9 protein-coding genes are annotated in these 12,322 nt (G+C 35.0%); 6 read left to right on the forward strand and 3 right to left on the reverse strand.

All coding sequences use genetic code 11. The annotated features are described in order from the left end of the window. Positions 1 to 85: 85 nt before the first annotated feature. The gene (locus tag DYR29_RS22515; RefSeq protein ID WP_213278627.1) at positions 86 to 1,507 is read left to right on the forward strand and encodes a T9SS type A sorting domain-containing protein; all 1,422 of its coding nucleotides are present in this window, start codon (positions 86 to 88) and stop codon (positions 1,505 to 1,507) included. A 97-nt stretch (positions 1,508 to 1,604) separates the two neighbouring features. On the opposite strand, the gene DYR29_RS22520 is transcribed toward DYR29_RS22515, so the two are convergent. The 3 genes from DYR29_RS22520 to DYR29_RS22530 are packed head-to-tail and all read right to left on the reverse strand — an operon-like array spanning position 1,605 to position 4,469. Further along, the gene (locus tag DYR29_RS22520) at positions 1,605 to 2,117 is read right to left on the reverse strand and encodes a ClbS/DfsB family four-helix bundle protein (RefSeq protein ID WP_213278628.1); all 513 of its coding nucleotides are present in this window, start codon (positions 2,115 to 2,117) and stop codon (positions 1,605 to 1,607) included. Between the two features lie 7 nt (positions 2,118 to 2,124). After that, entirely contained in the window at positions 2,125 to 3,129 is a 1,005-nt protein-coding gene (locus tag DYR29_RS22525) for a cytochrome d ubiquinol oxidase subunit II (RefSeq protein ID WP_047423542.1), read from the reverse strand. Further along, a complete protein-coding gene (locus DYR29_RS22530; protein WP_213278629.1) occupies positions 3,126 to 4,469 on the reverse strand; it encodes a cytochrome ubiquinol oxidase subunit I in 1,344 nt (447 codons plus the stop codon). Before DYR29_RS22530 ends, DYR29_RS22525 begins: the two co-directional genes overlap by 4 nt. 234 nt (positions 4,470 to 4,703) lie before the next feature. Here DYR29_RS22530 and gyrB point away from each other — a divergent pair, with 234 nt between their 5' ends. The 5 genes from gyrB to DYR29_RS22555 all read left to right on the forward strand — a co-directional run bounded on the left by gyrB (position 4,704) and on the right by DYR29_RS22555 (position 12,288). Continuing rightward, positions 4,704 to 6,638, forward strand: a complete 1,935-nt coding sequence (gene gyrB, locus DYR29_RS22535) for a DNA topoisomerase (ATP-hydrolyzing) subunit B (RefSeq protein WP_213278630.1) — start codon at positions 4,704 to 4,706, stop codon at positions 6,636 to 6,638. Between the two features lie 82 nt (positions 6,639 to 6,720). Continuing rightward, on the forward strand, positions 6,721 to 7,143 hold the full coding sequence (locus tag DYR29_RS22540; protein ID WP_142716228.1) for a DUF5684 domain-containing protein: 423 nt from the start codon (positions 6,721 to 6,723) through the stop codon (positions 7,141 to 7,143). 387 nt (positions 7,144 to 7,530) lie between these two features. Next, the gene (locus tag DYR29_RS22545) at positions 7,531 to 9,423 is read left to right on the forward strand and encodes a DUF3857 domain-containing protein (RefSeq protein ID WP_213278631.1); all 1,893 of its coding nucleotides are present in this window, start codon (positions 7,531 to 7,533) and stop codon (positions 9,421 to 9,423) included. A gap of 2 nt (positions 9,424 to 9,425) precedes the next feature. Further along, positions 9,426 to 11,360, forward strand: coding sequence for a transglutaminase-like domain-containing protein (locus DYR29_RS22550; RefSeq protein ID WP_213278632.1), 1,935 nt, complete (start codon positions 9,426 to 9,428; stop codon positions 11,358 to 11,360). A gap of 103 nt (positions 11,361 to 11,463) precedes the next feature. After that, positions 11,464 to 12,288, forward strand: coding sequence for an RsiV family protein (locus tag DYR29_RS22555; RefSeq protein WP_213278633.1), 825 nt, complete (start codon positions 11,464 to 11,466; stop codon positions 12,286 to 12,288). The last annotated feature ends 34 nt before the right edge of the window (positions 12,289 to 12,322 follow it).

Below are 12,322 nucleotides of genomic sequence, written 5' to 3' on the forward strand. Positions count from 1 at the left end.
TATTATATAAAAGCGAGCATTTTGTTCGCTTTTGTATTTTTTTTGTATTTTTTCATTAATTTGCACCAGATAAAAACACGCTTTAATGAGAAAATTAATTACTACAAGTATTGTATTGGTCAGTTCCTTGATCAATGCACAAATTAACTTAATCCCAGATTCTAATTTTGGAAATAATAGTACAGTTGATTTAGGATCAGATGTTACTGCATTTCTTTCTTACCATTTTTTAAATGACAAAATAATGGTTCAAAATTATGATCTTGTAGATCCGGATCTTACTTACTCCAGAGTTACAATGCTCAATAATAATGGTAGCTTAGATGGTAGTTTTGGTACAGGTGGTTCTTTTCTTTTCCCGAAAAACTACAATGCTAACGAAGATGCAGATTTTGTGTATCATCTTACTTCATCGCATCTATTCATGTTTTCTGGTAGAAAATATTTGTATAATGGAACTTTAGATCAAACTTATGGAACGAACGGACAATCGCTAAGCTATCATCCGTCAGAAATTTATCGGAAAGTACTTCCTGATGGCAAATTAATTATCAGAACCATAAATAATTTTTATCGATACACACAGTCAGGGAATTTAGATACGACTTTTGGTACCAATGGAAGTCTTGTGAGTAATAATCTTTTAACAAATTATGGCTATCCAACTTTTGATTACCATCAGGAATTCGTTCCATTATTTTCGGACAATTCTGTTTTAGAATACGATGGTAATTATTCTCATTTTAGAAAGATGAATTACACCACGGGTTATTATGATACTAATTTCGGGGTGAACGGAGATGCTCAATTTTCTACAGGAACTTCTGCTACGATTATGAAATTTCGTGTTTTGAATGACAATTCTTTCATTAATTATTTATTTGATAATAATACTAACTTTTTAACGAAAACATTATCAACGGGAATGTTAGATAATTCTTTTGGAAATAATGGTAGAATTGATTTACCAAGTAACATAAGTGCTACAAATTTATTGTACAACCAGGATTTTGCTGCGGTCAATGATAATAATTTTATTATTCCTGTTTTCGATGATAACTATCCGAAAAAGATGTACCTCGCCAATTTCAATAATAATGGATTAAGTACAATAAACAGTCAGAATCTTTTAGATACAGGAATTACCACTGCTATGGTAAATCCTGATGACAAAGTATTTATTTCTGTAAAAGATGGTTATCTCTATCTTTTTGTAAATCCTAGATTTATCAAAAGATATTTAATCTCAGAAAATACTTTGAATACGCGTGAAAATATAAACAAGACTGACGAAATTAGTTTTAACAATCCTTTCAAAGATGAATTACATTTTAAAACCACAGAAAAAATAAAATTTACCGAAATTTATGATGAAGCTGGGAAATTGGTCTTGAAAAATTCAGGACAAAAAGACAACAATACTTCTGCGCTTCCAAAAGGGGTTTATATTATTAAAATAACCAAGGAAAATGGGCAGATAATTTCTAAAAAAGCAATTAAGAATTAATAGTATCTATTTGCTGAAAGTAGAGAAAATTGATGAAAATCTTTTGATGAAATTGGCTTAAGATTTTTCAGAAGATATAAATATAAAAGGTACAGAGCTATTCTGTACCTTTTTCTTTTTTCCATTTCCGAAGCTGATTTCTGAAGTTCTTAAACGGAGCTACGGTATTGATATGAATCCATTTCCAGACGGGCCATTGAGCCGGTGTAGTTGCCCATTTTCTTTGTCCCGGAATGAATAATGTATCGTCATCAAGGCTTTCTATCCATGCAATAATTTCATTAACCTGATTTTGTAATAATGCTCTTTGCTCTTGTAAGCTATAAGATCCGTATTGATCATAAAATGACTGATATAATCCCTTCAGGTTATTCCATTTGTATTCAGGAGTAGGTGTTTTAACATCAATTCCCTTTTTTTCATCAGATTCCCATTGCAAAAGCAGGTGAGTCCAGCCCAGCTGATAAGAAATGTTTTGTGATGGAGTTTTGTCAACTCCGGATTGAAGGTCTTTTTCGTCTTCTTTAATATCATCAAATTCCTGATCGTAAAGCTGGAATCTTTTCTTCAGCTCTTCAATAAGTTCTGTTTTATCCTTATAGCTCTGCATATTTTACTTATTTTCTAAGTTTACTGAACGATGCCATCAGATAAAATAAAAAGGGAAGAATAAATAATGAACCCAGCATCAAAGCCCATCCCAATGCGGCAATAGTTTTTTCAGGGGCCATATGTTCCAGTAATGAAAGATGCTGTCCGTTTCCTAATAGAATAATATTCGGATTATGCTGATACGTTGCAGCTACTAAAATCATGACCATCTGAAATCCTGCCAATGCACGTACAGGAAGTAGTTTTTGTCGGTTTAATGCTCTTAAAATAAGTAATAAAGCAATCGTTGCAAAGGCAATAGCCATAATTCCCAAAGGTTTTGAAAATACCCACATCAAAAGAGGAATATCTGAAATATAAGCTGTTAAAAACACCAATATTCCGGTAATGACCACAAAGATCATCGTTTGCTTGGACTTTCTTATCATCAGCAAAAGATCTGCTTTATCACGGGTCTCCCTCAATGAAAAGATAGAAGCCAGATAAGCGCACAATGCTACAGTGAATAGCCCCACAGAAACTCCAAACCAGTTCAGCCAGCTAAAAATATATAAATCCACAAAACTTACCGCGTCAGGATTGATAGAGTGGGAAACTGTTGCCGCAGCAATTAACCCTAAAAAGAAAGGTGTTAAAAGACTCGCGTAATAGAAAATCTGGGTATATAAAACCTGCCAGTTGTCTTTCACAGCATCATAGTGTCTGAAGGTAAATGCTGTTCCTCTTGCAATAATGCCTACAAGCATCAATACCAAAGGAATATGCAGATAGGTAGACATGGTAGTATAAATTTCGGGAAACCCTACAAAAAGAATCACAATTGCGATGATCAGCCACATATGATTGGCTTCCCAAACAGGAGCAATAGATTCATACATGATTTCCTGAGTCTTATGTCTTGCTTTTTTATTGGTGAAAAGCTCTACAATACCAGCTCCGAAATCGGCTCCTCCCAGAATAATATAAAGACAGATGGAAAGCCAGAGAAAACCTATAACAACGTAGATCATGATTTTTTGTTTTTATCGTTAAACTGAGGGTCGGTAGGATCGTAAAGTTTCGGTACCATTTGAATCTGTCTTCTTAAAAGGAAGATAAGAATCATCGATAATGATATGAAAATTGCAGTAAAGAAGTAGAAGGAATACTGTATTCCAGGCATTGGGGTAACAGCATCTACTGTTCTCATAATTCCGTAAATAATCCACGGCTGTCTTCCCACTTCCGTCACCGTCCATCCCGCTTCCAAGGCAATATATCCAAAAGGTGTTGCTATTAAAAAGGTTTTTAGCAGCCAGTTTTTACTCAGCCATTCCTTTCTGAAGAAAAAGGAATATAAATAAATAACTCCAATACCAATCATGACCACTCCGAAAAAGATCATAATCTGAAAAGCGTAATGAACAACTGCAACCGGAGGCCATTCATCTCTCGGAAAATCTTTAAGACCTTTTACTTCAGCATTGAAATCATTGCTCACCAGAAAACTTAAAACCTTTGGAATCTTAACAGCATATTTCACCTCTTCTTTGTCTTCGTCAGGAATTCCCCCAACGATAAATGAAGCACCTTTTTCAGTTTCAAAATGAGCTTCCATAGCAGCCAGTTTTATCGGTTGTCGTTCTGCTACCGATTTTGCGGCAACATCACCGCTTAAAGGTGCTCCGAATGCACCGATAAGAGCAAAACCTACCGCAATTCTAAAAGCTTTGGTATGAAATTCAATATTTCTTTTTCGCATGATCATAAAAGCATGAACTCCGGCTACAGCAAATCCCGTTGCACAAAATGCAGCAACAGTCATGTGAAGAGCCTGTGGAAACCATGCATCGTTGAACATCGCTTTAATAGGATCTATGTTAAGGTATTGCCCATTTATATAATCAAAACCCGTTGGAGAATTCATCCATGAATTGGCTGCTACTACCAGAATTCCGGAAGCAAGCCCGCTTACTCCCACAAGAAATCCGCAGAACCAGTGAAACCATTTGTTGAATCTTTCCCATCCATATAAAAAGAACCCGATGGCAATAGCCTCAATGAAAAAGGCTGTTCCCTCAAGAGAAAAAGGCATTCCGAAAATAGGACCGGCATGTTTCATAAAACCAGGCCATAAAAGCCCCAGCTCAAAAGAAAGCATTGTTCCCGAAACAGCTCCGGTAGCAAAAAGAATGGCTACTCCTTTGCTCCACGCTTTTGTAAGTCCTTTATATATTTCATTATTGGTCTTTAGGTATTTCCAGTGGGCAAAAGCCATGAGAAAAGGCATCACCATACCCACACAGGAGAATATAATATGAAAGCCCAGTGAAAGCGCCATCTGGGCACGGGCAGCTATAAAATCATCCATAATATCAACTTTTCAGTAAATAAATTTACGCATAAATTATTGATGTTGAATATGATTTACAACAGTTGGTATTTCACCAATACCTTTTAATTTTGAATCTTTTATTATCTTCCTGCTCCTTATGTTTTCAATAAGAAAACTCTACATTTTTTTGACACTTTTTAACTTTCATACCTCGAAAAAAATCACGATATTTGTGAGTCTTTGCATACAGCAAGAATTTTAATATTTAATATGAGTCAAAAACAATATACAGCTAGTAGTATTCAGGCATTGGAAGGAATGGAGCACGTTCGTATGCGTCCTTCAATGTACATTGGTGATGTAGGAACAAGAGGTCTTCACCATTTGGTTTATGAAGTAGTAGATAACTCTATTGACGAGGCATTGGCAGGATACTGCGACACGATCTTCGTTAGCATCAAGGAAGGAAACGGAATTGAAGTAAGTGATAACGGTAGAGGTATCCCGGTTGATTTCCACGAAAAAGAGCAGAAATCAGCTCTTGAAGTTGTAATGACAAAAATTGGAGCCGGTGGTAAGTTTGATAAAGACTCTTACAAAGTTTCAGGAGGACTTCACGGAGTTGGGGTATCATGTGTGAATGCACTTTCCAACGAAATGGTAACTACTGTTTACAGAGACGGAAATATTTATCAGCAGATTTATTCTAAAGGAAAAGCTCAGACTCAGGTTGAAGAGATCGGACATAGCGAGAAAAGAGGTACAAAGCAGTTTTTCCAGCCGGATGATACCATTTTTACGGAACTGATTTACAACTATGATACATTAGCAAGCCGTTTAAGAGAACTTTCTTACCTTAATAAAGGAATTACCATTACGCTTACTGATGAAAGAGAAAAATTGGAAGACGGTTCTTTCCGCTCAGAAATTTTTCATTCTGAAGGAGGGTTGAAAGAATTTGTTGCTTATATCGATGGTAACCGTGAATCTATTATGGAGCACGTGATTTTCATGGAAGGTGAAAGAGACGATATTCCTGTTGAAGTGGCGATGCGTTATAACACGTCATTCAACGAAAATCTTCACTCTTACGTTAACAATATTAATACCCACGAAGGAGGTACCCACCTTGCAGGTTTCAGAAGAGCTTTAACAAGAACGTTAAAGAAATATGCAGATGAATTGGGACTTCCAGCTAAAGAAAAAGTAGAAATTACCGGTGATGACTTCCGTGAGGGATTGACAGCTGTAATTTCTGTAAAAGTAATGGAACCTCAGTTTGAAGGACAGACTAAAACAAAATTAGGGAACTCTGAAGTTTCCGGTGCTGTTGATAAAATTGTAGGGGAGATGCTTACAAACTTCCTGGAAGAGAACCCTAATGAAGCTAAGGTAATCGTTCAAAAAGTTGTTTTAGCTGCTAAGGCAAGACAGGCTGCGAAAAAAGCCCGTGAAATGGTTCAGAGAAAATCTCCAATGGGAGGTTCTGGTCTTCCCGGGAAACTTTCTGACTGTTCATCCAAAGACCCGGCCGAATCTGAACTATTTCTTGTAGAGGGAGATTCTGCAGGTGGAACAGCTAAACAGGGAAGAGACAGACATTTCCAGGCTATTCTTCCTCTGAGAGGTAAAATTTTGAACGTAGAGAAATCTATGCTCCATAAAGTATATGACAACGAGGAAATCAGAAATATCTATACTGCCCTTGGAGTATCTGTAGGTACTGAAGAAGACAGCAAAGCTTTGAATATGGCGAAGCTTAGATATCATAAAATTGTGATTATGACCGATGCTGATATCGATGGTTCTCACATTTCTACTCTGATTCTTACTTTCTTCTTCAGGTATATGAAAGAACTTATTGAGAACGGATATATCTATATTGCTCAACCACCTTTATACCTATTGAAGAGAGGTAACAAAAAGGTGTATGCTTACAATGAAAAAGAACGTGAAGAATTTACTTTAGAAATGTCTCCGGACGGAAAAGGAGTAGAAGTACAACGTTACAAAGGTCTTGGGGAAATGAATCCTGAACAGCTTTGGGAAACAACCCTGAATCCTGAACACAGAATTCTGAAACAGGTAACCATTGATAATGCAGTGGAAGCAGACAGTGTTTTCTCAATGTTGATGGGAGATGAAGTTCCGCCAAGAAGAGAGTTTATCGAGAAAAATGCGAAATATGCAAAAATTGATGCATAAACCTTTTTAAAAATATAATAAAAAAAGCTTCTGATTATTTAGAAGCTTTTTTTATATTTGGATAAACCAAAAAAACAATAATATGTTAACTCTTTTACAAACAGATCCTTATAATGGGACAGATGCAGTGTCTGGAGCAGCCGCTGCAGGATTAGGGATCGGAACAATGTTCTTCGGCTTACTATGCTATATTTTCTATGGATACTGCATGTACAAAATCTTTCAGAAAGCAGGAAGACAAGATGCCTGGGCTGCTTTTATCCCGATTTATAATTCAATAGTATTGCTGGAGATCGTGAAGAAACCAATATGGTGGATCATTCTGTTCTTTATCCCGTTGGTAAACATCTATGCATGCTGGGTTGTATATGACAGACTGGCGAAAGGTTTTGCCAAAGAAACTCCTCTTTACACTATTCTGATTCTCCTTTTTGGATTTATCTTTATTCCTGTGTTGGGACTTGGCAGTGATCGTTATGATAGTAAACTGGTTCCCAATGATTAAAAAAGAAAATGAAAAACTTAAAGACTTCAGAAATGAGGTCTTTTTTTATGAATGGCTGTTAGATTGTAGAATTAATTATACTGCTGATTATTATTAATTCTACAGCTTTTGAATTATATGAATCATAATTTATTTTAAATTTGAAACGCAGACAATATGAAGTTTTATCACTTCATGCACAGAATAAATATTTGGAATGAGTATAAATATTCTGTTTTAACTTTTCAGACTTAAAATAATGAAAAGTTGATAATGTGTTCATATCCTTATAAGTACATCCAAAAAGTACTTTTTAAGTATTAGGTTTAAGGCTTCACTGTGTTGAAGCCTTTTATATTTTTTTAACAGTTATTAAGATTTTCTTATTTTTGCTTAATTTTAATAACTATGATGAAAATATTAGTTCTTGGGGCTTTCTCTATTGCCTCATTACATTTTGCACAAAGCTATCCTGCTTCTGCAATTCCTGAGAATTTAAAGAAAAATGCTAATGTTGTTATACGAAAAGATTTTACAACAGCTCAGATAAACAAAGTTGATCAGATAAAATATCAGTATAATACGGTTATTACAGTTTTAAACAAAGATGGTAATGATCAGGCTACAGCTTATATTCCTTATGATAAAGCAAGACGTATTTCAAATGTAAAACTGACTATCTACGATGAAGCCGGAAAAAAGATTAAAAGTGTTTCAAAATCTGATTTTCAGGATGTAGCAAACAATCCCCAGGGAATTTTTTATTCTGATAACAGAGTTCTGGTGTATTCTTATACACCGGCTCAATATCCTTATACCGTTGACTTTTCTTATGAAACTGATGATGAAAATACAGTTTTTATCCCTGACTTTGTACCTTTTACTTCTATCAAAACATCTCTGGAAGAAGCACAGTTTAAAATCATTAATACTTCAGGAATTGAGCTTCGCACTAAGATATATCCGTCAAAATACAATTATGCTTCTGTTATAGAAAATGGTGGCGCAAATGATAAAACTTATTCATACAAAAACGTACCTGCAATTGATGATGCTTTTATGATACCGCAGCCCGTTAAAATCTTGCCTTCAGTAAACTTTGCACTGGCAAAATTCAGCTTGGCAGGAAAGCAGGGAACTTTAAACAGCTGGACAGATTTCGGAACCTGGATTTATAATGATCTTCTGATACCGGTTTCAGCTTCTACTCCTGCTATCAAGGCAGAAGTGGCATCTTTACAACTGCAGGGATCTGTGGAAGATAAGGTGAAGAAAATTTATCAGTACATGCAGAACAAAAGCCGCTATATTGCTGTAGCATTAGGAATAGGCGGCTGGCAGCCTATGATGCCGGATGAGGTTCAGAAAAAAGGCTATGGAGACTGCAAGGGGCTTACGAATTATATGAAAGTTCTTCTGAATGAGGCGGGAATTCCTTCCAATTATTGTATCATTACTTCTGGTCGTTCGCAGGTTTCTTTTGATCCTGAATTTCCTTCCATGGGTGGAAACCACGTTATCCTGATGGTTCCGACTGAAAAGGGGAATATCTGGCTTGAAAATACTTCTCAGCAAATGGCTTTTAATCATTTAAGTTACAGTACAACCGATAGAAATGTACTGGCAGTGACCCCAAAGGGAATCGAACTTATCAATACACCGGTATATAAAGCAGAACAAAATAAAGAAAAGCAGGTGTTGAAAATTAACCTTAATGAGGATAACAGTATCGCCGGAACAGGAAACTTTTACTATACTGGAAATCAATATGATTATAATTTAAGGTTTGTAAATCTAAACCCAAAAGAGAAGAACGATGCCGTAAAAGCCAATTTTGACATTTTGAACTTTGAAAAAGTGGAAATGAAAAACTTTAACAATGACAGAGACAATGCTGTTATTACATACGATCTTGATTTTAAAACCAATAATTTCTCTAAAAAAGCAGGAAACAGCCTTTTATTCAGATCTGTACCCATTTTTTCTGATGTTGTTTATAAGACGGATGAGAACCGTGAACTTCCTTTTGAAGTCAATATGTCTTTCGAAGATGAATATGAAATTGCCTTTGTGCTTCCTTTGGGCTATAAAATTGATGAAACTCCGGATAACTCAAACATCACTTCTGAATTTGGATCATATAAGCTAAGCTTTGTTAAAAATGATAATCAGATAAAAGTGATCAGGAAAATGCAGATCAATAAAGGATTGTATCCAAAAGAAAAATATAATGATTACATCAGTTTCAGAAAGAAAATTCTGAATATGGATAATTCAAAAATTTTAATAACAAAAATATAACCATGAAAAAGCTAATAGTATTGGTCCTTTGCTCTGCCAATGCAATAATGATTAATGCTCAGAAGAAATATGAATTTCTGAATCCTCCGAAATTCAACGATGCAGATTTATCCAAAACTAAATCTTTATTGGATGAAAATGCTCCTGCTGAAATTTTGTATAAATCTGCTTACTTTATGATAGATGCGAACACAGGGAATCTGCACAAAAAATATTATTTCAGGGTTAAGATTTATGATAAAGACAAAGCTGAAGACTGGTTGAATCTTGAAATTCCTATTTATAATGTTGGGACCAACAGAGAATCACTGGGTAAATTCAAGGCTTTTACCTACAATCTTGAAAACGGAATCACGGTTCCGGTAAAAGTGGAAAAAAGTTCACAATATAAAAGTAAGGAGAATAAATATGTTACTCTGACAAAATTTGCTTTTCCAAGTGTGAAAAACGGATCTGTCTTAGAATATCAATATGAAATTATATCTCCGTTCCGCTTTATGATTCCAGAAGTATTGATAGAATCAGATACTCCTTCGCTGAACACAGAATATGTTTTTGATACCCCTATCAATATGTCATACAATGTGAACTATACTGGCGGACTTACACCTAAATACAGAGAAATGGAGGAAAGGAACCTGTATGGTGCCCAATACAAAACCTTCAGATTTGCTTATGAAAACCTAAAAGGCTTTAAAACTGAAAAGTTTGTAAGGAATGACAGAAATTTCAGAACGAAAATCAGTGCAGAGTTGAACTCTACTAACTTTGGTGAGCTTAAACTGTATTCATCCTCATGGGATCAGATCGGAAAAAGACTTTATGAAAGTGACGATTTTGGAGGAGAACTGAAAAGAACAAAGCTGGCAAAAGAAAACATGCCGGCAGGAGTTTCAGAAATGAAAACCGATCTTGAAAAGGCAAATGCCATTTTTTCATATGTTCAGAAGACTTTTACCTGGAATAAAGATAAAGGAGTCTCTACAGAAGATGGTATCAAAAAATTGTTGGAAACTAAAGTTGGAAATGCAGCAGAAATCAATCTTTTCCTTGTAATGATGCTTCGTGAAGCCGGGCTTAAAGCTGATCCGTTGGTAATTTCTACTGTGGAAAATGGGTTGATTAACCTGGTATCACCTAATATTTCCAACATGAATTTTGTATTGGCCGCTATCAATATTGATAATCAATTGCATATCTATGATGCGACATCAAAGCAATCCTCTCTGGATGAAATACCTCTTAAAAACTGGAATCAATATGGGATTTTGGTTACTAAAGAAAAGACTCTGCAGATTCAAATGGCCAATGTAAAATCAAGCAACACTTTCCTTACAGTCAATGGTAAGATCAATGATGATGGAAGTATTTCAGGAACCTATTCTGACAGAGATACAGGTGCCTATGCCATGTATGTGAAAGACAGCTATGATGACAATGCTGAGAAATATAAAAAGCAGTATAAGGAAAACTTTTCTATGGACTTTACGGATATCAATTCAAAAGTATTGGAAAACGGAGATTTTGAAAGCAGCATGAAATTCTCTTCAATGAACCTTATTGATAGAGTAGGAAAGAAAATGATCATCAATCCGATGCTGTTTTTAAACAAAAGTTCCAACGAGTTTGATCAGACGGAAGTAAGACAATATCCCATCGATTTTGGATCGCCTATTACGAAAGTGAAAAAGGTAGTTCTTGAAATTCCTGAAGGATATGTTATTGAAGAAATGCCTAAAGAAAAAAGAATCGTTACTGAAGATAAAGAAATAGCCTATACCTATTCGGTAGAACAAAAAGGAAATAAACTGGAAGTGACTACCACCACAAAAGTGAGCAGTTCAGATTATCCGAAAGAATATTATCCTGCATTTAAACAAATCTGGGGAGTAGCATCTAAGTTTGAAAACCAGGTAATAAGCCTTGTTAAAAAGTAATATGTAAGAAAACTTAAGCAAGATTTATAAAAAAAAATAAAGCTTTTTCGAAAACCATTCATCTTTTGAATGGTTTTTGTATTTGATACCAAAAATCAGAATTATGAAAAATACGATTGCTGTTATAGCATTATCTTCTTTCTTAGCGGTGACTGCCTGTAAAAAAAATGAAAAGGCAGGGCCAGTAGAAAAAACAGAAAATAAAACCACGGAAGGATTTGTGGTAGACTCTGTGAAAGTGAATGATTCTACAAAGATCACAGATTCTTTAAAAGTGAGCTACACTTCAAAACTATTGGTTTTTCCTTCATTAAAAGATAAAAAGTTATTAGACAGCATCTATTTTCAGAATGAAAAAATCAAAGACTTTTCCAAAGCAGGTCTTCAGGCCTACCTTGATAAAGAAAAGAATGATTATTTCAATTCTATAAAAAATGATAATAAAGATTGGGTTTCTGATGTTACCTATGCTCAGAATTGGTATTCGAGTTCACATATGAATTTAATGTCCAATACAAATGATTATATGCATATTCAGTATGTAGGAAGCGGGTATGAAGGGGGAGCTCATGACAATTATGGTTTTTCAGAAAGAGTTTTTGATCTTAAAAACAGTAAAAAGTTAGAGCTAAAAGATATTACTTCAATGCCTAAAAATAAAATTGAAGCAATTCTGATGAAAAATATTGATAAAATCAACAGCGGAACGATGGATGGTGACGGAGAAGTAAAAAACTCAGAAATGCTGCTGGTTGAGAAAATCCCTGCATCCGATAACTTTTATTTTGATGATAAAAACCTGTATTTCCATTATAGTCCTTATGAAATTGCCGCTTTTGCAGCAGGGGATATCACAATTCCAGTCTCGTGGGAAGACCTCAAAGGCACATTAAATACAGAATTTAAAGAAAGAATGAAAATTAAGTAAATTAATGCTTCCAGATCAGGAAGCATTTTTTAAT

The sequence above is a fragment of the Chryseobacterium indologenes genome, from assembly GCF_018362995.1.
GTDB lineage: Bacteria > Bacteroidota > Bacteroidia > Flavobacteriales > Weeksellaceae > Chryseobacterium > Chryseobacterium indologenes_G.

Excerpts from the sequence above, each read along its gene's own strand:
- DYR29_RS22515 (WP_213278627.1), top strand. The coding sequence starts at position 86 with ATGAGAAAATTAATTACTACAAGTATTGTATTGGTCAGTTCCTTGATC.
- DYR29_RS22520 (WP_213278628.1), bottom strand. The coding sequence starts at position 2,117 with ATGCAGAGCTATAAGGATAAAACAGAACTTATTGAAGAGCTGAAGAAA.
- DYR29_RS22525 (WP_047423542.1), bottom strand. The coding sequence starts at position 3,129 with ATGATCTACGTTGTTATAGGTTTTCTCTGGCTTTCCATCTGTCTTTAT.
- DYR29_RS22530 (WP_213278629.1), bottom strand. The coding sequence starts at position 4,469 with ATGGATGATTTTATAGCTGCCCGTGCCCAGATGGCGCTTTCACTGGGC.
- gyrB (WP_213278630.1), top strand. The coding sequence starts at position 4,704 with ATGAGTCAAAAACAATATACAGCTAGTAGTATTCAGGCATTGGAAGGA.
- DYR29_RS22540 (WP_142716228.1), top strand. The coding sequence starts at position 6,721 with ATGTTAACTCTTTTACAAACAGATCCTTATAATGGGACAGATGCAGTG.
- DYR29_RS22545 (WP_213278631.1), top strand. The coding sequence starts at position 7,531 with ATGATGAAAATATTAGTTCTTGGGGCTTTCTCTATTGCCTCATTACAT.
- DYR29_RS22550 (WP_213278632.1), top strand. The coding sequence starts at position 9,426 with ATGAAAAAGCTAATAGTATTGGTCCTTTGCTCTGCCAATGCAATAATG.
- DYR29_RS22555 (WP_213278633.1), top strand. The coding sequence starts at position 11,464 with ATGAAAAATACGATTGCTGTTATAGCATTATCTTCTTTCTTAGCGGTG.